18 protein-coding genes and 1 tRNA gene are annotated in these 24,593 nt (G+C 43.8%); 8 read left to right on the top strand and 11 right to left on the bottom strand.

Annotation, left to right across the window (positions count from 1 at the left end; all coding sequences use genetic code 11):
• Nucleotides 1-16: 16 nt before the first annotated feature.
• From INE92_RS07000 to INE92_RS07025, 6 genes are all read left to right on the top strand, one after another.
• A complete protein-coding gene (locus tag INE92_RS07000; protein WP_008640133.1) occupies nucleotides 17-526 on the top strand; it encodes a hypothetical protein in 510 nt (169 codons plus the stop codon).
• Between the two features lie 13 nt (nucleotides 527-539).
• Complete coding sequence (locus INE92_RS07005; protein WP_015531184.1) at nucleotides 540-1,475, top strand: DUF362 domain-containing protein; 936 nt, start codon at nucleotides 540-542, stop codon at nucleotides 1,473-1,475.
• Nucleotides 1,476-1,482: 7 nt separating this feature from the next.
• On the top strand, nucleotides 1,483-3,030 hold the full coding sequence (locus INE92_RS07010; RefSeq protein WP_008640132.1) for a 4Fe-4S binding protein: 1,548 nt from the start codon (nucleotides 1,483-1,485) through the stop codon (nucleotides 3,028-3,030).
• Between the two features lie 240 nt (nucleotides 3,031-3,270).
• Nucleotides 3,271-4,077, top strand: coding sequence for a patatin-like phospholipase family protein (locus INE92_RS07015; protein WP_008022480.1), 807 nt, complete (start codon nucleotides 3,271-3,273; stop codon nucleotides 4,075-4,077).
• A 53-nt stretch (nucleotides 4,078-4,130) separates the two neighbouring features.
• The gene (locus INE92_RS07020) at nucleotides 4,131-5,828 is read left to right on the top strand and encodes an alpha-amylase family protein (protein ID WP_212702062.1); all 1,698 of its coding nucleotides are present in this window, start codon (nucleotides 4,131-4,133) and stop codon (nucleotides 5,826-5,828) included.
• A gap of 147 nt (nucleotides 5,829-5,975) precedes the next feature.
• Nucleotides 5,976-6,464: a PepSY-like domain-containing protein gene (locus INE92_RS07025; RefSeq protein WP_008640124.1), complete on the top strand. Its 489-nt coding sequence runs from the start codon at nucleotides 5,976-5,978 to the stop codon at nucleotides 6,462-6,464.
• An 87-nt stretch (nucleotides 6,465-6,551) separates the two neighbouring features.
• Here INE92_RS07025 and INE92_RS07030 read toward each other — a convergent pair whose 3' ends face one another.
• The 6 genes from INE92_RS07030 to INE92_RS07055 all read right to left on the bottom strand — a co-directional run bounded on the left by INE92_RS07030 (nucleotide 6,552) and on the right by INE92_RS07055 (nucleotide 12,469).
• A complete protein-coding gene (locus INE92_RS07030) occupies nucleotides 6,552-8,564 on the bottom strand; it encodes an alpha amylase C-terminal domain-containing protein (protein WP_008640123.1) in 2,013 nt (670 codons plus the stop codon).
• An 18-nt stretch (nucleotides 8,565-8,582) separates the two neighbouring features.
• Complete coding sequence (locus INE92_RS07035) at nucleotides 8,583-9,029, bottom strand: YhcH/YjgK/YiaL family protein (RefSeq protein ID WP_008640122.1); 447 nt, start codon at nucleotides 9,027-9,029, stop codon at nucleotides 8,583-8,585.
• Between the two features lie 37 nt (nucleotides 9,030-9,066).
• Nucleotides 9,067-9,741: a DUF2461 domain-containing protein gene (locus INE92_RS07040; protein ID WP_009039575.1), complete on the bottom strand. Its 675-nt coding sequence runs from the start codon at nucleotides 9,739-9,741 to the stop codon at nucleotides 9,067-9,069.
• A gap of 277 nt (nucleotides 9,742-10,018) precedes the next feature.
• Nucleotides 10,019-10,615, bottom strand: a complete 597-nt coding sequence (locus INE92_RS07045) for an aminotransferase class IV family protein (protein WP_008640119.1) — start codon at nucleotides 10,613-10,615, stop codon at nucleotides 10,019-10,021.
• Nucleotides 10,599-11,606, bottom strand: a complete 1,008-nt coding sequence (locus tag INE92_RS07050; protein WP_008640117.1) for an aminodeoxychorismate synthase component I — start codon at nucleotides 11,604-11,606, stop codon at nucleotides 10,599-10,601. The genes INE92_RS07045 and INE92_RS07050 overlap by 17 nt, the downstream gene beginning before the upstream one ends.
• Nucleotides 11,607-11,734: 128 nt before the next feature.
• Nucleotides 11,735-12,469: a hypothetical protein gene (locus INE92_RS07055; protein WP_008640116.1), complete on the bottom strand. Its 735-nt coding sequence runs from the start codon at nucleotides 12,467-12,469 to the stop codon at nucleotides 11,735-11,737.
• A gap of 286 nt (nucleotides 12,470-12,755) precedes the next feature.
• On the opposite strand from INE92_RS07055, the gene INE92_RS07060 reads away from it, so the two are divergent.
• Nucleotides 12,756-12,829 (top strand) — tRNA-Arg (locus tag INE92_RS07060).
• Between the two features lie 158 nt (nucleotides 12,830-12,987).
• Complete coding sequence (locus INE92_RS07065) at nucleotides 12,988-14,133, top strand: site-specific integrase (protein ID WP_004303351.1); 1,146 nt, start codon at nucleotides 12,988-12,990, stop codon at nucleotides 14,131-14,133.
• A gap of 48 nt (nucleotides 14,134-14,181) precedes the next feature.
• Here INE92_RS07065 and INE92_RS07070 read toward each other — a convergent pair whose 3' ends face one another.
• The 5 genes from INE92_RS07070 to INE92_RS07090 form a co-directional block, all read right to left on the bottom strand.
• Entirely contained in the window at nucleotides 14,182-14,676 is a 495-nt protein-coding gene (locus tag INE92_RS07070) for a DUF4376 domain-containing protein (RefSeq protein ID WP_007760657.1), read from the bottom strand.
• 1 nt (nucleotide 14,677) lies between these two features.
• A complete protein-coding gene (locus INE92_RS07075) occupies nucleotides 14,678-15,973 on the bottom strand; it encodes a reverse transcriptase domain-containing protein (RefSeq protein ID WP_008998345.1) in 1,296 nt (431 codons plus the stop codon).
• A gap of 433 nt (nucleotides 15,974-16,406) precedes the next feature.
• Nucleotides 16,407-23,195 (bottom strand): CotH kinase family protein, encoded by a 6,789-nt coding sequence (locus INE92_RS07080; RefSeq protein WP_212702000.1) that lies wholly within the window; start codon nucleotides 23,193-23,195, stop codon nucleotides 16,407-16,409.
• A 9-nt stretch (nucleotides 23,196-23,204) separates the two neighbouring features.
• Nucleotides 23,205-24,362, bottom strand: coding sequence for a hypothetical protein (locus INE92_RS07085; protein ID WP_008998347.1), 1,158 nt, complete (start codon nucleotides 24,360-24,362; stop codon nucleotides 23,205-23,207).
• The gene (locus INE92_RS07090; protein WP_008998348.1) at nucleotides 24,359-24,571 is read right to left on the bottom strand and encodes a hypothetical protein; all 213 of its coding nucleotides are present in this window, start codon (nucleotides 24,569-24,571) and stop codon (nucleotides 24,359-24,361) included. The genes INE92_RS07085 and INE92_RS07090 overlap by 4 nt, the downstream gene beginning before the upstream one ends.
• Nucleotides 24,572-24,593: the final 22 nt, after the last annotated feature.

Genomic DNA, 24,593 nt, shown 5'->3' on the forward strand with positions numbered 1-24,593 from the left:
AAAGTTATCAACGAAAATGGAAACATCTGCTAAACTCTATTCACTGAATTACAGCAATGTAAGAACTTACCTCTTTGCCCTGCTATTTGTGGTAGGCAACATTGCACTTCCACAAATCTGTCATCTTGTACCATACGGTGGCCCTACTTTATTGCCGATCTATTTTTTCACGTTGATCGCAGCTTATAAATATGGCTTTCGTGTGGGATTACTGACAGCAATTCTTTCTCCTGTCATCAATCACCTGTTATTTGCAATGCCATCGGGAGCTGCACTCCCCATTATATTGATAAAATCCGCTTTACTTGCCGGTACTTCCGCCTTGGCTGCACGAACACTGAAATCCGTTTCTTTATGGGCTATTCTCGGTGTCGTTCTCTCCTATCAGATTATAGGAACTGCTTTTGAATGGGCATTCATCGGAAATTTCCATGCAGCAGTGCAAGACTTCCGCATTGGTATTCCCGGTATGTTAATTCAATGGTTTGGCGGCTACGCCCTACTGAAAGCGATTGCAAAACTCTAAAGTAAAATCAAAAATGGACAGAAGGGACTTTTTAAAAACAGTAGCCATAACCGGTGCCGCATTGAGTATTCAGCATTCGGAGGCAATGGAGATATTAACCCAGACTATTAATAATACGAACGGAGGCAATCCGGACTTGGTAGCCGTCATGGGTGGAGAACCGGAAGCTATGTTCCGCCGTGCTATCAGCGAACTGGGCGGTATGAAACAATTCGTCAAACCGGGACAGAAGGTGGTCGTAAAACCTAATATCGGTTGGGATAAAGTGCCGGAACTGGCAGGAAACACCAACCCGCAACTGATTGCTGAAATCGTGAAACAATGCTTTGCTGCCGGAGCTAAAGAAGTGACCGCATTCGACCATACGTGTGACGATTGGCAGAAGTGCTACAAAAACAGCGGCATCGAAGCTGCGGCAAAAGCTGCCGGAGCAAAAGTAATGCCTGCTCATTTGGAGTCTTATTACAAGCCGGTAAACTTACCCAACGGTCAGAAGATGAAAAAAGCAAAGATACATGAAGCCATCCTGAATTGCGATGTATGGATCAATGTTCCCATCCTGAAAAATCACGGGGGCGCCAATCTGACTATCTCAATGAAAAATCACATGGGAATTGTCTGGGACCGTGGATTTTTCCACCAGAATGACTTGCAGCAATGTATTGCCGATATCTGCACACTGCAAAAGAAAGCTGTGCTTAACGTAGTGGACGCTTATCGTATCATGAAAACCAATGGCCCGCGAGGACGTTCTGCCTCGGATGTCGTATTAGCAAAAGGACTGTTCATTTCACCGGATATTGTAGCAGTGGACACGGCTGCTGCCAAATTCTTCAATCAAGTACGTGAGATGCCACTAGATACTGTGGGACACCTCGCTAAAGGAGAAGCACTGAAAATAGGAACTATGAACATTGACAAGCTGAATGTCAAGCGAATTAAGATGTAAAATAACAATGTTAAGAAAGCTACGTATTGGAATATCAGCACTTTTATTTGTGCTGATTTCTTTCTTTTTTCTCGATTTCGCAGAAATATTACCGAACAGTTTTCATCGGCTGGCACATTTGCAATTTATTCCAGCTGTCCTTTCACTAAGTATAGGTATCTTATTATTTCTCATTGTGTTAACGCTCTTGTTTGGACGCGTTTATTGTTCTACAATTTGCCCTATGGGTATTTTGCAGGATGTCATTGCACGCATTTCAAAATCAACAGGGAAAAAGAAAAAAAGATATAGTTACAGTCCCGCAAAAAACAAATTGCGTTGGGGCATACTCGGGCTGACAGTAATCGGGTTTCTATGCGGATTTACATTTATTGTAGGCCTACTCGATCCATACAGTGCGTATGGACGTGTGGTAGTGCATATATTCAAACCTATCTACATGTTGGGGAATAATCTGTTGGAATCCGTCTTTTCCAAGTTCGACAATTATACATTTTATCAGGTAGATACCTCTGTTTTAAGCATTTCTTCTCTTCTCATTGCTATTATCACTCTGGCAGTTATTTTTGTAATGACATGGAAACACGGGCGGACATGGTGCAATACGGTTTGTCCCGTAGGAACAGTATTGGGATTATTGAGCCGCTTTTCATTATTTAAGGTCCGTATCGATACTGCGAAATGTAATGGATGCGGGCTTTGTGCTACCAAATGCAAAGCCTCCTGCATCAATAGTAAAGAACATGCCATTGATTATAGCCGCTGCGTAGATTGTTTCGATTGCCTGGGAGCATGCAAGCAAAAGGCATTGGTCTATAACCCTTCTTTAAAGAAACAACAAGCAAACGTAGAAGTCCCTGTGCCATCATCACCGGACACGGATTCATCCAAACGCCGCTTTTTGGTTACCGGTCTTGTTACTGCCGGGGCTGCTCCCAAACTCCTGTCCCAAGCCAAAGAATCCGTTGCAAGACTGGAAGGCAAAAAGGCTTACAAAAAAGAGAATCCAATCACTCCTCCGGGATCTATCAGTCGGGAACACTTTCAACAGCAATGTACATCCTGTCATCTTTGTGTCAGCAAATGCCCTTCTCATGTCCTGAAACCTGCTTTTATGGAGTATGGTTTGGCAGGCATAATGCAGCCGACCGTTAGTTTTGAGAAAGGATTTTGCAACTTTGACTGTACTGTTTGTGGAGACGTTTGTCCCAATGGAGCAATTCTTCCCATAAGTGTAGAACAAAAACATCTTACACAAATGGGATATGTTGTTTTTATCGAAGAAAATTGCATCGTTTATACTGATGGAACCAGTTGCGGAGCGTGTTCCGAGCACTGTCCTACACAGGCTGTGGCAATGGTACCATATAAAGACGGATTAACGATCCCTCATGTAAACAAAGAAATATGTGTAGGTTGTGGAGGATGCGAATATGTTTGCCCTGCCCGTCCATTCCGCGCTATCTATATCGAAGGAAATCCAGTGCAAAAAGAAGCAAAACCTTTTAAAGAAAACGAAGAACATAAAGTGGAGATAGACGATTTCGGATTCTAATCAGTACACAGTGCCGGTGCAAAAGATTCCATCCGTATATTTGTGCTCTATTGTGATATATTTAAATGCGGATAACAAAACTTTATACTTACGCAATTAAAGTTCCATGTTATCCGCATTTATTGTGTTCTATGGATAACAAAAAACTACTTATAACGTTCTCTTAAAAAAACTATTCATTATATTCCTCCTACTTTCAATAAATTCACTAAATTCGTGGCGAACTAAAGAAAGCAACTCATGGAGGTATTCACAAATAACAGGAATAGCCGGAAATATCAGATTGGCTATGCACTAAGCGGAGGATTTATTAAAGGATTTGCCCATCTGGGAGTTATGCAAGCTCTTTTAGAGCATGATATTAAACCGGAAATCATCTCCGGAGTAAGCGCAGGAGCACTTGCCGGTGTCTTTTATGCAGATGGCAACGAACCCCACAAAGTTCTTGATTATTTCTCCGGACATAAATTCCAGGATTTAACCAAACTGGTAATTCCTAAAAAAGGATTATTTGACCTTTGTGAATTTATAGACTTTCTCCGAACCAACGTAAAAGCCAAAAACTTGGAAGATTTACAACTTCCTCTGATTATCACAGCAACCGACCTCGATCATGGACGCATGGTTCATTTTCACCGCGGCAGTATTGCTGAACGGGTCGCAGCTTCTTGTTGTATGCCTGTTATGTTCGCACCAGTCAATATAGATGGCACTAACTATGTAGACGGAGGATTGATGATGAATCTTCCTGTCTCTACCCTGCGTAGAGTGTGCGACAAGGTGGTGGCTGTCAACGTAAGCCCCATCATGGCAGAGGACTACAAAATGAATATTGTAAGTATTGCTATGCGTTCATTCCATTTTATGTTCCGCGCCAATACTTTTCCAGAAAGGGAAAAGTGTGATTTATTAATCGAACCATACAATTTATACGGATATAGCAATACCGAACTGGAGAAAGCAGAAGAAATCTTCGGACAGGGATATAATACAGCCAATGAAGTGCTTAATCAACTGTTGGAAGAAAAAGGGAAAATATGGAAGTAACCTCCTATCCATCGGAAAAAAGAATGAATACGAATATTAATAATCTACTCTATATGAATGACGAAAATAAAATAATTATCTATCAAGTGTTCACCCGTCTGTTTGGAAATAACAACAACCACTGTGTCTACAATGGAGACATTACCACCAACGGGTGTGGAAAAATGGCTGATTTCACGCTCAAGGCACTTGGTGAAATCAAAAAATTAGGTACTACACATATATGGTATACAGGCATCATCGAACATGCCACTCAAGCGGATTATCGCCGTTATAACATCAGTCCGGATCATCCTGCCATTGTGAAAGGAAAAGCTGGCTCTCCCTATGCCATCAAGGATTATTATGATGTAGATCCTGACCTGGCCAACGATGTACAGGGACGTATGAAAGAATTTGAGAACCTGGTACACCGTACACATCGCACAGGTTTGAAAGTGATTATAGATTTTGTACCTAATCACGTAGCACGCCAGTACCATTCGGACGCACAGCCCGACGGTACGACGGAATTGGGGGCTAACGATGACCCCAGTCAATCTTTCAGTCCATACAATAATTTCTATTATATCCCGCAAGCGGAACTTCGTGCCCAGTTCGATATGAAAGACGGTGCAGCAGAGCCTTACCGGGAATTTCCGGCTAAAGCTACCGGTAACAATCGTTTTGATGCTACGCCTAATATCACCGACTGGTATGAAACGGTGAAATTAAACTATGGAGTGGATTATCAGAATGGCGGTACCTGCCACTTCTCCCCAACTCCGGACACTTGGATAAAGATGCTGGACATTCTTCTTTTCTGGGTGTCAAAGCACATTGACGGTTTCCGTTGTGACATGGCAGAAATGGTTCCCGTTGAATTTTGGGAATGGGCTATTCCTCAAGTTAAAGAGGTTTATCCTGAAATACTTTTCATCGCAGAAGTCTATAATCCCAGCGAATATCGTAACTATCTGTTCCGTGGTAAGTTTGATTATCTATATGATAAGGTAGGATTGTATGATACATTACGAAATGTAGCCTGCGGATATGAATCTGCCACTGCAATCACTCATTGCTGGCAAAGCCTGAATGGAATAGAGAAAAAAATGCTCAACTTCCTGGAGAACCACGATGAGCAACGTATCGCATCTGATTTCTTTGCCGGTAATCCGCGTAAAGGGATTCCCGCACTAATTGTTTCTGCATGTATGAACACCAATCCTATGATGATCTATTTCGGTCAGGAGTTCGGAGAGCTGGGCATGGATAGCGAAGGATTCAGCGGAAGAGACGGACGGACTACCATATTCGATTATTGGAGCGTAGATACTATACGTCGTTGGCGTAACGGAGGAAAGTTTGACGGAAAAATGCTTACTGAAGAACATAAGCACCTCTACTCTATCTATCAAAAAGTACTGACGCTTTGCAACGAAGAGCAGGCAATCAAAAAGGGGGTATTCTTTGACTTGATGTATGCCAATATAAACGGATGGCGTTTCAATGAGCATAAACAATATACTTTTATGCGGAAATACAAAAACGAGATTCTGTTTTTCGTTATTAATTTCGACAGTCAACTGGTAGATGTTGCCATCAACGTACCTTCACATGCCTTCGACTTTTTGCAGATTCCTCAAATGGAGTCTTATCAGGCCATTGATTTGATGACCGGTGCTAAAGAAGAAATCTGCTTATTACCTTATAAACCGACAGATGTTTCGGTCGGAGGTTATAACGGAAAAATTTTAAAGATTACTTTTTAAGTAAAAAGAGTAAGATAAGAACCGCATACTCCTTATCCTCCGGGCATTTCACTTATATAATGCCCGGAGGATTATTTTATGTACATCGCTCAAACAAATATTCTCAAAGGCTGTTTAGTTATAACTAATTCTCTAAACTCAAAGCTTATGAAGAAATTTATGATTTGTGCGATCACACTGTTTTTGCTATTATCTACATCTGTTTTTGGAGATACCCCTCCCGGCAATGTACAGGCAACTTTCAAGAAAATGTATCCCAAAGCAAACGGCATTGCCTGGTCACAAGATGACGGATATTATTGCGCCAATTTTGTAATGAACGGATTTACTAAAAATGTGTGGTTTAACGTCCGGGGGCAATGGGTGATGACACAGACTGACCTTGTTAGCCTTGATCGTCTGTCACCGGCAGTCTATAATGCTTTTGTATCCGGGCCATACGCTAGTTGGGTGGTAGATAATGTGACAATGGTAGAGTTTCCCAAATGGCAAGCTATTATTGTAATTAAAGTAGGCCAAGATAACGTTGACATCAAATATCAGTTATTCTATACTCCACAAGGAGTATTACTGAAAACACGCAACGTGAGTGATATGTATGATATTCTCGGACCAAGTACCTTTTTGGTAAACTAGAACTAAATCATTCAATAACACAATATACGAGAAAGCCCCTGCAGATATACAATGATAGTTGCAGGGGCTTCTTATTTAAAGATAAAATTATTTCTTCTTTCTAAGCACTACAGCGGTACGGGCAGGAATGTAGAGTTTCAACCACTCTTTCTTTTCTTTACTGTACAGCGGATCGGCAATAGTAAAGTGCACTACAGAATCATCTGCCAAACCGTTTCCTCCAAATGCAACGTCGTCCGTATTCAATATTACTTCATAAGCTCCCGGAGTTACCAGGAATCCATAGTCGGTAAATGACTGTTTCGGATTAAAGTTAAAGACAAATATAAGGTCTTTACGGCCGTATGCCAATACCTGATCGCCATCATTATGCCATATTTCCTGAACAGGTGTCGTTTGAAAGTTTTTCACGCTCTTCAGAACTTTCAGCATATTCTTATCAAAATCACCCATATAATGATAGGTCAGATTCTTGTTGTCTACCAAATCCCATTGGCGACGGGCATACTTACATGACCATCCGTTACCTTCACGCGGGAAGTCAATCCATTCGGGATGACCGAATTCATTTCCCATGAAGTTCAGATAACCTCCGTTGATGGTTGAAGAGGTCAATAAACGAATCATCTTGTGCAAAGCGATACCACGGTTGACAACATAATTTTCATCTCCCTTTTGCATATGCCAGTACATATCAGCATCAATCAGACGGAAGATAATTGTCTTGTCTCCCACTAATGCCTGGTCGTGGCTTTCTGCATACGAAATGGTCTTTTCATCCTGACGACGGTTGGTTACTTCCCAGAACATGCTGGAAGGTTTCCAGTCTTCATCAATCTTTTCTTTGATTGTCTTGATCCAATAGTCCGGAATGTTCATGGCCATACGATAATCGAAGCCGTAACCGCCATCTTCTATTTTTGCAGCCAGCCCCGGCATACCGGAAACTTCTTCCGCAATGGTTATCGCTTTCGGATTTACCTGATGAATCACTTCATTAGCCAATGTCAGGTAACAAATCGCATTATCATCCTGATGACCGTTGAAATAATCTCCATAGTTACAGAAGGCTTCACCCAAACCATGACTATAATATAGCATAGAAGTGACTCCGTCAAAACGGAAGCCGTCAAATTTATATTCTTCCAGCCAGTACTTGCAGTTAGACAACAGGAAGTGAATCACTTCGTTCTTGCCATAATCGAAGCATAGAGAATCCCAAGCCGGATGTTCGCGACGAACGCCCGGATAGAAATACTGATTCGGATCACCGGCAAAGTTTCCTAATCCTTCTACTTCATTCTTCACTGCATGTGAATGAACAATGTCCATAATCACAGCAATTCCCATCTCATGAGCGGCATCGATCAATGCTTTCAATTCGTCGGGAGTACCAAAACGGGAAGAGGCAGCAAAAAAGCTGGATACATGATAGCCGAAACTTCCATAATAAGGATGTTCCTGAATGGCCATAATCTGGATACAATTATACCCTTCTTCAGCAATACGGGGAAGTATTTTCTCGCGGAATTCGTTATAAGTGCCCACTTTTTCCTCCCGTTGTGCCATTCCGATATGACATTCATAAATCAACAGTGGATTCGTGTCGGGCTTAAATGTTTTCTTTTTGAATTTATAGGGTTTCTCCGGAGCCCAGACTTGCGCACTGAATATCTTGGTCTGTTCATCCTGCACCACACGAGTAGCCCATGCAGGAATACGCTCGCCTTGTCCGCCTTCCCAGTATACATTCAATTTGTAGAGATCGCCATGATGAATGGCATCCGCCGGCAGGTTAATTTCCCAATTGCCATTCTTTAGTTTTTTCAGCTTATAGGCTGCTTTTTCCTCCCAATTATTAAATGTACCCACCATATAAATATGAGTAGCATTGGGCGCCCATTCACGGAAAGTCCATCCCTTATCGGTGCGATGCAATCCAAAATAAAGATACCCCGATGCAAAATCTGAAAGGGTTTGTTTGCCTTTATTCGTCAATTCAGCTTCCTTGTCTAATACATGCTGATGACGCCCGGTGATAGCACCGGCAAAAGGTTCCAGCCAGGGATCATTTTTTATGAGATTAAGTGTCTTTTCCATATCAGAATTGAATTAGGATTATGCTTTTACTTTTACAATTACTTTTTTCACACCATCCGGAGTGATGCCGGGAGCATGACCGTCTTGCGGGAAGAAGATAGCAAACATTCCCGGTTTTACGGTAACGTATGTTTCTGCCAATCCTTCAAAAAAAGTAATGTCTTTTTCTGCGTTATAAGGTGCATCTGCCGGAACACAATCTTTAGCAGTGGTATACCCCATAATTTCTGTTCCCGACAACGGGATTTGAATGTCAATAAATTCGTTATGAGTTTCCAGTTTGGCTTCCTCTTTTGTTTTAGGCTTGGTTTGTGCGATATTCACGAACAGATCTTTCCCTTTCAGTTCTGTCTTACCAATTTCCATGGCTTGGAGGTCATGAGACTTCAAGAAGTCGATGGCTTGTGCAAACAAAGGATTTAAAGACGCATATTTCTCCAGATTTTCTAAAGTATCTACTACCATATAAGTTAAATTTTAAAGTTTATATTCCAGGCATTATTTATTCAAAATCATCAATCGTATAATTTATAAAATCAGCAAACCGCTTGAACTGGCGGAACGCTTTGTCTATCTGTTCCAACATATCCGGCCGGGTAAAGAAGTCATCAGGAACATTATAAGAGCAAACATACTCTTTACATTTCAAATAATCGACATACTTGAAGTCTTTCGGGAAGCCTTTCGGAGCTGTTTTCAGAAAATCCTCCCCTATCACCGGAAAGTATTTCTTAAACTCCGGATCTTCTACGATCGCAACAAATTCCTCGATATTGTCATAAATAGACTGACGCACTGCTTTCAGGATATTGGAAGGCAGACACAAGCTTCCTCCGGCAAGCATCGAACCATCCGGCTGCAAATGGACATAATATCCACAATGGTCGGATTTCTTTCCTTTGGCATTGATATAGCCGCCGAAATGTATTTTATAAGGTGTTTTATCCGCAGAGAAGCGGGTATCCCGGTAAATGCGATAAGTACAGTCTTTGGGTTGAATTCCCCGGATAGTTTCATCAAACAGGGAAATACGGGCAATCACTGTTGCCAAAAAGTTGTCGAACTCGGCACGGGCTGTTTCATATTCTGCCTTGTGCTCATTAAACCACTCACGATTATTATTCGCGGAAAGATCTTTTAAAAACTGAAAGATAACGGGTATGTTCATCTTTATCATTTTCTATTATTACTCTACAAACGTACAAATTTTATTTCATATAAACTACAAAAGGGGGTAAAAGGACATAAAAAAAGCATCGGCCTGGTAAAACCGATGCTTTAACACATTTATCAAAAAAACAGACTCTTCTGTCTCTGACGTACTTTAGCTTTCACAAGTGGAGTACAATCTCTTTAATTAATCTTATATCTAATACTATGAAAAACACATAAATATAACAGTACAAAAGTGACATTTGTTCAGTAATACTCTGTATATTTCAGTTAATTATCGTTTATAGAATGAAATGTTCCTCATTTACAGGCAATACAATACGCTCCCAGTCAATCATGGCGTTGAATAACATGATATGTGAATAGTCATTTAAATGTACTTGCGCGATGTCTTTCTCAACAATCAATTGCTTATTCAGAAGTTCCGCCCGTTTCGTTCCCCGGAGTAACGGATGAGCCGGAGTAAACCATGTGTACCCATCGTAGAGGGCGATATTGGCAATAGAAGTATCTGTCAGATAGCCGTCTTTCACGATTAAAATATCATCTGCCATTCCTCTTTGGGCATACAAAGCGTTCAGTTCTTCTCGATGTGTGCTTTTGTAAGTGTAATTAATGGTATCGGATTCTATCAGATGCAAAGAGGACACTTTCCGCATCTGATAAGGAGCATACGTGACTTCTCCTACTTCTTTTCCATACACAATCCGACATTTATGAATCCCGTTTAAAACTGGTGGCGATATATACTCACGCAAATCAAGCGGAACAGTATCTTTCCAAAAGACCGCACGGGTTCTATTGAAACGCTCTGTGTGATAATCAAGATTATAAATCTGTCCATCCTCTATCCGGATAGTCTCAATAAATGGGTACATATACTTTTTGTTTCATTTCGTTATACTCACTTTCCGCATCGCTCTGACAGGTTATTCCACCTCCACTTTTAAAATACATTTTTTCTCCTTCCTGTTCTACAAAACGTATCATAACGGCACTATCCAAATTAATCCCATCCGAATAGCCCATAATTCCTGTATAAAATCCTCTGTCGTAGGTTTCAGCTTCCCGAATAATCTGCATCGTTTTTTTCTTGGGGGCACCGGTAATGGAACCGGCTGGCAAAAGTCGGAAAATAAGTTCTCCTAAATGTTCCGGATAGTTTTCCGGCAATACGCCTTGAATTTCAGAGCTTGTCTGAAGAATCGCTCCCTGATTAGTCTGCAATGTATCGATATACCGATACCGGGAAACGAACACTTGATTGGCAACCATGCTTAAATCATTACGAATCAAGTCTACGATAGTAGCGTGTTCTGCCGCCTCCTTAGGATCGTTCATCAATAATTGGGCAGCAGAAGGAATGGAAGCATCAATAGTCCCTTTCATCGGGTATGAGCTAATTTTCCCCTGATGAATTCTCACAAATATTTCTGGAGAAAAAACAGTAAAAGTGTCTTTAACCCATAGCTTATAAATCGCTTTAGAGTGATAATAAATATCTTCCAGAGTGAGATTGGTATCTACCGGAGTGCGACAAGTCAGATTTGTGAGAAAACTATTTCCAGCCAAGATATTCTGTCGGACAATATTAAACGAGCGTTGATAGGAATAGAAAGATTCTGCAGAAGGCTGCCAATGGATAGAGTTCGCTGGTTTAGCAGAAAAAGAAGGTGTATACTTTTCAGTTGACGTAGCTTGATTGGTAAATCCATTCAAATTATACAAAAGTTCAGTAGAATCAACAGCAGCAACCTCTTCTATATAAGATGCATCCTGCAGATAATTGATAATAAAAACAAAAGGACGATGGTGTTGTCCAAACTGATTCATCCGTTTGATGGCCTGTTCCTTATTATATAAGTGCATAAAATATTTCAGCGTTTAGGAACGGCAAATGTACACAAAAAGTATAGATTAGAAAAAGATAGCAATAAAAAAGGGTTGCCCGACGTTATCATACCGGCAACCCTCTATCATTTATAAGATTAGTCAAATTACTTCATTACAGCTTTCACTTGAGGAAGCATCTTTTTCACATTTTCATTTTCCGGAGAGATCTTAGCAGCCTCTTCCAAATAGTCTAATGCTTCTTTAAATCTTCCATCCGCTTTTGCTTTTTCTGCAGCATATTTGTCTGCGTCTGAATTTGCCAAAGGAGCAGCTTTCTTCAGGATATTAGCTCCGTCATTATAACACAGAACTCCTAAACTGTACAATGCATTTGTTTTATACTGCTTGTGATCCAACGGAATTACTTTCTTGAAACAATCTTCTGCTTCTTCTGCTTTTCCAGCTTTCTGTGCTGCAAGTCCTGCTTTCAAATAATGAAGACCATAATTCTTCACCATTGTCTTATTCTTAGGATCGACTTTCAGCCCTTCTTCTAATGTAGCTACATATTCAGCAGTCTTCTTTTGTGCATCTAAAGCCAAAGCTTTACGAGCATACGCATTTCCTATATTAAAATTTTTCTGAATAGCAATATCGAAAAAGGTCACGGCTTCCGCATACTTTTTCACTTCGTCTGCTGCTATACCACAATAGTAAGCTGTTGCAGAATCTTGATTATTAGTCTGTTTCAGATATTCGCTGAACTTCGCATACGCTACTGGATAATTTTTAGCATTAAATGCATCATTTCCTTCTTTTTTCAATTGCTCTGGGGCGGTTTGTGCAAAAACATTAGTCACTACAATACAAAATGCAAATAAAAAAATCAATTTCTTCATAACTTTATGTGTTTTTTAGTTGTTTATCGTCCAAAAGTAGAAGTTATAATAGAAAAACACAACCGTATTTTATTTTTTTGACCTTTTTGAAACCTATATAACTTTCGTTATTCTTCGTAAAAATGACGTTTTCCTATTTATTCATCCCAAACCATATAACTAAACAAAATATTTCTCTTTTATAAATTACTGATTCATAGCCACAAAGAAAAATATGAATAAAAAAGTGCCGGAAAGTTTTTGAATTTTCATAAAAAGCACTACCTTTGCATCCGCAAATAAGGCTGGTTCCGTAGCTCAGCTGGATAGAGCAACGCCCTTCTAAGGCGTGGGTCAAGCGTTCGAATCGCTTCGGAATCACTATTAACATCCGGTAACAGTTAAATGTTATCGGATTTTTCTTTTAAATAGCTGATATTAAACGTTTTACTTTCGCCTCGTTTAACTTTTAATAACTTGCCTGTGTAGGCATATTTGTAGGCATATCCCCTCTACAGGCATAAAATAGGCATATAAAAATGACGGCAATAAGAGTTGTAAGACAAGGCAAAAAAGGCAAAACCGACCGGCTCCCCCTGTATGTGGAATTTTATATCAACCGCGAGAAAATAAGGATCGCGGTAAGGTTAAGTGTCACGTCCAAAGAATGGGACGAGCAAAACGAAGTGATAAAAGGCCGGGACAAAGAGAGTAAAGACAAAAATTTAATCATCTCAAACATCCGGTCACGTGTAAGCGACATATTTGTTCGTGCCCGTCTTAAAAATGAGACGCTGACAAAAGAAAGTTTCTTCCGCCAGTACAACAATCCTTCGGATTTTGGTACTTTCTTTGATTTTGCACGGGTTTACCTCAAACAAATTAGCAAAACAATTTCTTTCGGTACCTGGAAACATCACGTTTCTATCATCAAGAAACTGGAAACATTCGCCCCCGGCCTTGTATTTTCAGAGATTACCCATGAATTTCTCCTGTCTTTCTTTGCATATCTTCGCAAAATAGGTAACATGGATTCTACGGCATGGCGTAACATGGCTACTATCAAAATATATGTAGGTGCCGCCATACGCGGCGGTTATATGGACCAGGACCCGTTCGCGGCCATAAAGATACGTCGCCCCAAAAGTGAAGTTATATACCTGACGGAAGAAGAACTCCTCCGTCTGACCGCCTTGTACCGGTCCGGCCGCCTGGAAGAATGTACCCAGAACGTACTCCGTTTTTTTCTGTTTCTTTGTTTTACTTCTTTGCATATAGGCGATGCAAAAGCATTGCAGATAAACCAGTTCATAGGGAATGAACTACACTACACACGAGGTAAGACCAAAATACCGGTAACTGTACCCTTATCGGACCCGGCACGTTATATTTATGAATATTACCGGGCCGGACGTACAAAAGGTAACTTGTTTATGAACCTTCCCACGGATCAGGATATAAACCGGGTATTGAAAACAATAGCCGGTAAAGTAGGAATAACAAAGGATATCAGTTCAAAGACCGGGCGGCATACATTCGCTACCTTGTATTATAAGAAAACACATGATATCGTAACGCTATCCCACCTTTTGGGACATAGTTCTATAACTATGACAATGGTTTACGCACATGCTCTGGAAGATGAACGCGAAGCGGGAATACACGCCTTTGATGATATGTTATAACTAAAAGAGTGAAGGGGAAACGTGTTTCCCGCTTCCCCCTTCGCTTTTCTACTCCAACGTATAAACGCTCCAGTCTATCGCCTTTTTAAGTGCCCAGCCTTCCTTTTGTGTCTCCTGTATATGTTTCACGGCACCGGTGTAAAACTCTTGTAGTTGCTGCATACTTGCAAACTCGTAAAACGTCGGGTTGTCTTCTTCCCCGAGCTTGAAAGTAACAGGAAGGTTTTCCCCGCCTGTCTGCAAGGCAAGATCGTACGCCGTCTTATAATTCATCTGGTTCTCCATGGAAAGCCAGACTTTCAGGCCGTTCCATACGTACCCGCTTTCGATCGTGTCGGTTATCTTCCGGTTATACCATTCATTAATAACCGCCTTGATTTCTGCCAGTGCGGGTAGATGATCGAACGTCTCTTCCATGTAACTACGTTGCACTCCTTCGGGTGTCTCTGTTTCCTGGTAATCCCACGTAATACGCCAGATTCCCCGGCGGCGGTTGGTGCATCTTACCGGTTCCGCCTTGCTGTCTGCATAAATCCGTATCATTTCAAGTAAAATGTATAATTATCAATCCTTTTTCACTTACTTCACCTTCGCAATGTGCTTCAAAAGGCAGTTCTCCGTCTCTTGCCGCTGATTCACAAATGAAAAGGGTTTCCTCCAGGCTGGTAAAATACTTTCTCTCCTTGCCGTCGAGTTCCAGCTTTATAACAGTCCGGTTTCCGTTTTTCGTCGGAACGTCCTTTTCATAATCAAGTACGATCACATCCTTGTTCATCAGTTCGGGCGACTTGATCCTTGCCCCGGTAAATCGTTTCCGTCCGTCTTTAGGCTTGTACTTGTAGCCCAGATCTTTTAATTTTTTCATTTTCTTTCCTGTTAGTTTATAAAATAAGTTCTTGCAATCGGCATGTTTTGTAAGCCCGTAAAATGAGGCGGTTAACTCCTGCCTGCGTTTCTTGCTTTTAATCTTGTGCATCTTGCGGGCGAACTTCTGTTTGTTACGCTTCCTTAACCGTACATGATCCGGGCGGGTTACATATCCCAGAAAGTCGATACCTTCGGTGATCGGGAAAACGGTATCATTGCTTTTAATCTCCAGGCGGGCTTTCCGGGTCTGTTCATGAATGATATCCCTAACCTTCCAAAGGTATTTCTTACTACCGGAAAGCACCAGACCATCGTCACAATACCGGTAATAATATGCTACCGCCTCCTGATCCTTTAACCGGTGATCCAGGTAAATGGATAGAAGCAAATTACAAAGCCCCTGTGATGATCTTAGCCCGATACTTACGCCTTTAGGCATCATGCGGATGCACTCTTCCAGGATTCCGATCAATATTTTATCCTTGAACATCCTTTTCACTGCATCCAGCAAAACGTCCTGGTCTACGCTCTCATAGAATTTCGTTATATCGAACTGGTACCCGAACAGGGTTCCTTCGGGATCATCCTTTATATCTTTAACGATATACTGTAAAAGGTCATGCGTTCCCCTGTTTTTAATGGATGCGGAAGTAGTCCGGATAAAACGTACTTTCAAATGCCGGTCCACCACATTCATAACAGCGTTAAGAACGATCCTGTCCTCCAGGGAAACCGATTGTACGATCCTTACTTTCGGCCCGTCGTCTACGGTCATTTCCCGATATCCTCCGAGCTTGAACCGCCCGCTCCTGATCCGCTGCCTGATCCTCTCTACCGCCTTCGGGACATCCGCCAGTATTCGACGCCCGGCAAAGCTGCGCTTTCGTCTTCTTTTGCGCAATACCGTTTTTATGGCGTCCTCTATATTGGCGTCCTCGACAATCTCTTCTATAATATTATCTTCTCTCCACATGATAATTAAATCAGCCTTCAATTCCCCGGGCCGGGCTTCTTCGAAAAAACTTCCTACCAAACCCCATTGCCCTGCGCTTTATTTTTCCCCTTTCCAACCGTAAACGGCTGCTGTTGGCGAGGCTCATTCCTCTTGGCTCCACGCCGGGAACACGTTCCCACTGTTGTACGCCAATTTTTAAGGCTTATGCGCTTTTTCTTTATTCTAATTGTTTGCAAGCCGAACACCGATGTTCGCATTCGTGTTCGATGAATCGTTATTCGCGTTCGCATACGAAACACCGCCTAACGCGTTCGCGTTGTTGTTCGACCGATACACCACACGAGTGTATATGAGGAAATCCGCCTTTGTACTTTTCGGAAGTACCGGCGCCCGTCTTACTTTCCGGACGCCCGCGCTACCCGCACAACGTTTTACGTTGCTGTTTTTTCTCTTAATCTGCCTGATTTATGGCTTTAAAGGCCGCGACGCTGCCCGCCCAGCGTATTATGCCCCTGAAGGCAAGCCGAACACCGATGAACGCATTCGTGGACGATGAATCGAAATTCGCGCTCGCATACGAAACACCGCCTATAGCGTACGCGTAGATGGACGACCGATACACCACACGAGAAAGACCGGTACCCACATAGAACCTATCGAACCAATGTGAGGAAGTGGAACCGCCTTCTTTAGCTGCAATCAAATCCATATACCGGCCCCAAACCATGTGGGTAGGATAAATATCCGCGTTATAAACAGTAATTCCCTGTACAATGCGTTCCGTTCCGTCCGGCATGGTAATAAACCACCTTCCGTCCGCCGCCGTCTTGTTTACTGTGACATACTGCAACCATTCCGCCTTGTTTCCCTGGAAATTTTCATATCCCAGTACATTGACGGACTGATAATTTACACCGTCCCGGTAAGCACCTTCCGCCTGTGGATTGGAACCGCCTTTTTCCTTATAATAAGAAACCGTATCACGCATCCCCAGTGCATTTGTAAGGCCCGTCACTTTCTGGTAATTACTTGTTCCATATCCGCAAACTCCCTGCGAATCGGTATTACCGTATTTAAAGAAATGCAGATTACCCACATCCTTGTGCATCTCCCAGTCGAACAGCTGGAAACCCTTGCCCCTGTTCTGGGCGTATTTGATTGCCTGGCTCTGTGAAATGGTTCCTACACTTGAAACACCACTGACAGAACGCAATACATCATCAATCAAGTAAGCTTCATAAGCACCTCCCAGGCATTCCGTATGTTCTACCCAGTCCGGCTCGATCGCTTCCACACTTTCCGACGTTGTGAGTAAAACGAAATCGAAGGCCGCCGAATTAAGGAAAGTAAAGGCCAGTTTCGTAGCTCCTACAGGAACGGCACAAAACAGGTACATACCATTGATAAAACCGTTCGCATTTGAAACGCTGATCCGACTTACTATTTTCCCAGCATCATCTACAAATACAGCCCCGTAAAGAGTAGAAGCAAAACCGGGAAAACGAACCTGCTTGTAATTCCGGACGTCCACCAGGGCGAACGATCCGGATTCGTATTCATTCTTCGCCTCTTCAATGGTCGTGTAATCCGTATTCTTACGAATCCCAATCCCTTCCGTTACGTCCAGTTTCTCACGGGTAAATCTTACACTGGTGTACCCTGCCGCTGCCGGCGCATCCTCATTGCTTGAAATAAAACCGTAAAGACACTGATTCAGCACGTCCGTTACTCCCTTGTACCAGTAATGAGGCTCATATACGTAAACTTCACCTTCCGATCCGGTTAATACTGCATCCGTGGCGTTCTCCACGCTGTCACTATCCCCGTATTTATTCCGGTTCTCATCATGAAGCGGATAACAGGTCATTTCACCCTCCGCCGTCTTTTTAGCCAGAATACAACGTCTTTTCGACAACACTTCCAATATATGGGAAGACGGGGTAAATTCAGTATTATAGTCATATCCGGTAGAGTTATCCAGATTCGTAATCTTTTCCCCGTCTCCTACCGTCTGATCTATTTTTATGCCGACAAACTGCGGCTGAATGATATTCAGTTCCGGGAAATGTGCACAAGTGGCGGCGTACTCTTCATCCGACATGGACTGGGTGAGCCGGTACGTACCTACCAGGCGGCACGTCTGCACGTTTCCCCCGTCTTCATCAACGCCGCCCATTGTCATAAGCCTGCGAAGCAAATTACCGTTCCCGTCCATATCTATACCGGTAATTCGTAGATAGCTGGTCGCACTGCATTGCTGTAACAACGTGTTCCAGTCGATCAGGCTACAGTTATCAATCACAAGGCGCGTGATATTTGCCGTACCTTCCAGCTGCAGCCCTGCATTGGTTAGTTTGCTCAGGTATCGGAGTTCGAGCGTCTGTAAAGTTCCGGGAAGGACGCAAACGGCCAGAGGCGCACCGCCGGCGAATGTCACACCGGTAAGGGATGTATCACCGGCCAGAAAGGTTTCAAGTTTGGTATTGCTTGAAAGGTCCATACCGGTAAAGGAAGAGGATTTAAGCCCGGAAATGTCGAGTTTTCGAAGGTTACGGCAATTACCCACCAGAAGGGCGTTAAGTGTCATCTGTCCGGCCTCACAGCTAACATTCAGTTCACGCAAGGCCGTACAGTTGTTCAGGTTCAACGTGCCGACAATGGCGTGGCTTACATCCGTCAGATCAAGCCCGCGAATACGGCTTGCACCGTAGAAATATTGCGGATCGTTTACTATTAAATCCGTGTCCATTGTCAGTTCCACCACAGCCCCGGCCGTTTCTGCAAGTACCGCACTTTGGTGCGGTGTTCCGGACGTGTAACCGTACCCGTAATAGTACCGTTCGGAGGCCGTAATCCGAATTTTCCGGTTATCGCTGCCGAACTTGTACCCGAAATAAGCCGCAAAGCTGTCACGACGGTAAGTACCGGCTACATACTGACTATCCAAAAGGGCGAAACGGTTCTGAATGGTATAAGTACGGTGCGCATAACGGCTTCCCTGCAAGGCATACAGATAATTATAATAACTGGTTCCGCTGCTGGTTGTCACCCCCTCGGTAAGCGGAAGGATATATTTATATTCCGAATCCTTGTTATAAATCCGCTCGCACCAGTTACCCATTTGTTCCTCGTTAAATACTTGCAGGACATATTCAAGGCTCATATTACTACGCAAGGTTTCCGCCACTTCCCGCAATTTGTCCGGACAAGACCGTACCAGTTCCCATAAAACGGAATCATGACCGGCAAAAGCATAACTACCGATACTATCGTCAAAACTTTCGTGGGTAATGGTATATTCGTATTTCAATACCGAATCATTACGCACACCGAACAATGTGTCCATATCGTAAGGAAGGAAATACCAGATCAGAGAATCCCAAGTCGCCAGCATCATGTTTTTTGCCCGGTTATCCACGGCCATAAAATAATCGGTAATCAGATACCATGCAAACGGGCTGTCATTACCGAAATACTGGTTATATTCCGCCAGGAACTTGGCGGGATCATCCTTACATGAATCGATCCAGTTCCAAAGCCTTGTAACTGCCGCCTTGTCGTCCTCGTGTGCATCCGCCCAGGTAGTATCTGCCTTGAAACGAAATTCCAGCGCATCATCAAAAGAAGACATATCGGTAGTCCCGAACAAGCAAAGGGCCTCGGAGTTATTCAAGAACTCCAGGCAGATACATTTGTTACGCTGCCCGTTCAGGGCCGCTTCGTCGTTGAATCCTTCAATTCCTTCAAAACCGTAAATAATCGCACTTTCCGACTTCTCATTATTGAAATTGTATTTTCCCAGATAAGTATTCGCACCGGTGCCGTCGTTGTCATAAAACAGGTCCATAGGGAAACCGTCTACGCCTATACGTACGTCATATTCCCCCTTATATGCAGCCTGCGGCGGTGTCAGCCACCTGCACTTCTTCCAAACGTCGTTCACAATACGCACCGCACCGGTATTATGTGTACCGGAAGAATCGGAAAAGTCCGCTTTCAAACAGAATATACTGATCGGCCGTGCTCCCGGTTTGAAACTGTATTCAAGAGACGGCACATCCACGCCGTTAACTTCCAGCGTGGTACCGTATTTTTCCAGGCGCAAGAAATAAAGACGGTAATTCTTACGCGGATAAGTGGTGGATGATGTACCCTGTATTCTTAGACCGATATTCCTTGCTACAAAATCATACTCCTTACCGTACGGGCTATAAAAATAGATATCGACCGGTACCTCGAATTTCTTGTTATTGGTGGCGTTGACAAGGTTCACATCGCCGACAATTCGCATAACCGCCTTTCCCTGGGCGCGTAACTTGTCTATGTCGATATCCGTACCGTTGTCCCCCGTAACATCGTTTTTTTCAAATAACAGGACCATTTCGTCCGACGTAGTACGGTCTACCATGTAATTATTTAATTCTTCATCATCCGTAAGCGCACGGTTATAAATACGGAAATTCCTGATCTCCACATCCGCCGTATCACTGAACAAACGGATGTTTACCGGTTCCGCCTGCAGTAGTCCTTCGGTAGACCCATACTGCACAGCCCCGCAACGGATTCCGTTTACATAAAGTTCCAGCAACCGTTTGCCAGCCTTGGACCCGACAATAAAGGCTATTTTCAGGTTCATATCACTTGCAAACTTTGTACTTACTTCCGTACCGCCGGAAACACGCATAAGGGCCTGCTCCGTTGTCATCTGGAAACCGATATCGCCGGCCATACAGTCCAGTATCACTCCCTGCCGGTCCGTTACCGATGAACAAAGAATTTCCATTTCATAGGTAGCCCCGGTAGTGGTCGCATCTGTGGAGAACGGCTGGTACCCGATTTCAATCTTCGCGCCTCCCGTAAGTTTCAGGGCGTCACCCGTCCAGCCGTTGCTGTTCCAGTCGAAACCTGCAAACGTTGTATGTATGTCGCCATAATCCCAGGCTCCCGGATCGGATTCACTGTTACTCCGCCCGGCTGCTGAAAGTTTCAGTACAAGCCCGGCGGTAGTTTCCTGCAAGTCGATCCCGCTTTCCGTCACGTCGATATAAAACGGGTATTCCGTGGCTCCCGTCTTAAATTTCATATTGATTTCACCCTGCTGGGTAAAACGGTTGGTATATGTTTGCGTAGTACGCGCCACACTGACAGACTGCGTTTTCACCCCGTCCCGGTAAACGTCCACTTTGGCCGGCGTCGCGGCGGGATCATAAGCCACAAAGTCAAATTTTACCTGTTCGTACTGCCCCGCTTCCAGGCGCGGAACAAGATGATCCTCCGTAAAAATACGACCGTCCGGAAAACTTATCATCGTGCCGATGAACGGTGCCGATCCTCCGGATTTCAGGATATCAATGTAGATACTTTCGGATTTTAACACAAGATCGGCGGAAGCCTCCATTTCGGCAACCATTTGAACGGTATTCCGACCGGTTACAAGCGAAGAAGGGGACAAACTGAAACTGCCGTTTGTCGTTCCCGATCTTGTAATGGTGTGCGCGTTCTGTTGCTGGCCGTTCAGATAAAGCGTGACGACCTTTGTTCCGGAACCGTTGACGGCATAAGGAATATTAATCGTATCGGCCAGCGTATAACCGCCAGCGGCTATGGCCCCGGCCAGATTATAAGAGCTGGTAAGGGAAAGGCTGACAACCTTTACGGATGTAAATGCCTGTCGGGTTTGTTTCTTGCCGGTAGTCGGATCGGTAGTGGTTGCCACTACGTAAATATCCGTGTTTCCCACAAGCAAGTAACTTGAAAGGTCCAGTTCGTAACTACCTTTAGAAACATCGCTGACTGTTTGGGAATACATGGTAGTTGTTCCACGCCTGATCGTAACGGTTATATCTGCCTTTTGCCCGGTGGATTCCCCTTTTTCGTCCCCCGTGGTGTACTGGTGATCGTACGTATAAGTAAGACGGGCGTTTCCGCCTTCCTTGATTATGGTGTTATCTACAGCCGCATTTAATACAATTTTAGTAGCCACCGTTTCGCCGGAACCTCCACCGGAACCGGCCGGGATATCTACAGCGGTAATTTCCGCACCGCTTTTATTCTGGAAAGACAGACGGACGGATGTTTCATCCTCGCTTACCTCCGCATTTACATTGAACAACGTGGAAGCGTCCACCTCGTTAAAACGGGCGGTTACAACCTTGTTTTCTACCGGATTGGTGGAATCTAAGGACAAAGTTTCGTCCACTTCCAGGATATCCACGTTTACATTCACATTACCGGCCGCGTCCGGCGTCTGCTTCTCGCCGTTTACCGTTACACTCTTTACCGTTCCTTTGCCGCCGAACTCTTCCCAGCTCGCCTCCTGATCCCAGACAGCCGGATCGGTTCCGGTAAATTGCCACGTCTCCCATTTACCGAGCGATGTTTCAAAGGTGATAACACGCCCCCGGTCGCGCCACTTGTCCGGTACCGCGGCAATGGCGGAAGCAAGAGTATAGAAACCTTCCGTTAGTGGCATGTTACCGGTTACGTTATAAGTATTCCCGCCGGCCGAACCGCCGCTGCCGAAATCCTCCCACTTTTCGACATTTTCAAAATCCGCGTCCGGATTACCTCTAAATTGCTTCGTCACCCAGCCGTCGGCAGTAAGGAACGAAAGGATCACGCCGTTTTTCCGGACATTGTTAATCTTATCCGCCGTTTTCAATGCTGTAAACACTCCCGACAGGTCACTATAGACGGTACCGGCGTTCAAAAAGTTGTTCACGTTGGTAAAGGTTGAAACCTGGAGTCCGGCCGTCTGCTGCAACTCCTGTTTTATTTTGTCACGGTCTACCTGCAACGTGCTTATGTCCTCGGAACAACTGGAAATATCCTGGGATAAACTTTTCAGCTTTCCCCAAAGAGAACCGTCTTCGCTCTGTGAACCGTCTTCGCTGCCAATACGGGCGTTAATATCAGCCAGCAATGCGGCAAGCGAATCACTATCTTTAAGCCCGTTCAGAAAATTAAGAATTTCGTTAAAGTTGTCGATTGCCTGGGAGGCATTATTACCGACAAGCCGGTCGATACGTAAAGATACGGCGTCTATAGCCTTCTGTAATGCAGCATCGGCGGCAATGCGTGCGGCTTCCTCTTCCAGGACTTCCTCACCCTGGGAAACCTTTTTCAGGTTTACGTTTAAAAAGTCAAGAACCGCCGCCACCATTTGGTTAGTAACGCTTCCCGCGTCTTCCGCGGTTTCAATGACTATAATAAGATCATCGATATACTCCTGTGTTGCCATATAGATACATTAATTAAATTGTTTGCTGAACTCTTTGGAATGAACGCCCGGTTTCCGGTAGCCGCTTTCCGTAATTTCTCCGGTCCAGTTGGACTCCTTCTCGGCAAACGTGAGCTTTAACGTCACGTTCTGCGGCGCGTCAGGGCGGACACGATAAGAAAACTCTTCCGCCGAAGGAATTACCTTGATCTCTTCCTGACCGTAACCAGACAGGTAGACATTATCAGAGGAAAGCAGATCAAGAAGAAAGCGTATTTCTTGCGGGCGTTTGAATCCCGTCTTAATCGTTACGGCTTCCTGTATCTCCGTACGTATGCGATCCGAATAATAATCATCGGTAATTTCATCGTAACGCCGGAAAACAGCGTCTTCGTCTTCATCCATGCCGGGAGTTACGCTCGCCTCGCCTTCCAGAGAAAACACTTCGTAAGTCCCGTAACTGTTCAGGAACCGGAGCCGGTAATGCTCGCGAACCGTCGGGCTTTGCTCGATCCCGATCCGGAGAGCGAACGTATCACCGCTATACACGTCAAAAAGGTTGGCCAGTACCCCGTAATCGGTAAAGAATTTAAGTCTTACGGCTTCCAGGTTCAAGGCATATAAACTCCCCGTCGTGCCTGGTACTGCAAGGCTTTGACCGGTAAGAAGTTCCGTTATTTTCAGTTCGTGTCCCGGATAGATGAAACAGAGCGGGTAAAGTTCCGTCTCGCGCATCGTTATACGCCAGTCGTTACTCCGGGTGGTAAAGAAGAAATTACAAGATTCATTCAGGAACTTCAAAGAAAATATATCAGTCCCCATATTTCGAAGACGTCTAAACTCCTTCTTGGAAATCCCCCCTTTCCAGGCTGTAAAAGACAGGTTATCCTCTTCTTCTCCCTCATTTACCACATGTATAGTTACTTCGGCCGACAAACCGGAAACGGCAAGTAGATGCTCCGTATTATCCGATAAAATCCGTGCGTCTGTTATTCCGGTTTCGACAATCTCGGCTATATTAACACGAAATTCCCCGATTCCGTTTCCTTTGAAAACTTCCTCATTATTCATTCTGATGCTGTATGTTGCCATAGAACTGGATGATACAGACAGAAAAATAGGATTACGCGTAAAAGCATTTCCCGTAGGATATATGTTCACCTTTAAAGCTTCGTCGCTGGCACTCATTGTATTGCTATTTTGGTTACGATAAAACTGCCTGTTAACTCATGCTGCATCTCCAGAGAGGATATAAAGCGGTCCCTGGCAGCCGAAGGATTTACCATAAACTTATAAAAGTCCGTAAGCCGGCCCGTATGGTTCTCCTTCCAGAAATTATAAAGCTCCGTTACCTGGGTGGTGCACGGGGCAAGTACGATGTTATTCTGCTTTTCCATGGTGCAAAAGTTGGATTTATCA

Origin of the sequence: Bacteroides xylanisolvens (genome assembly GCF_018289135.1) — a bacterium.
GTDB lineage: Bacteria > Bacteroidota > Bacteroidia > Bacteroidales > Bacteroidaceae > Bacteroides > Bacteroides xylanisolvens.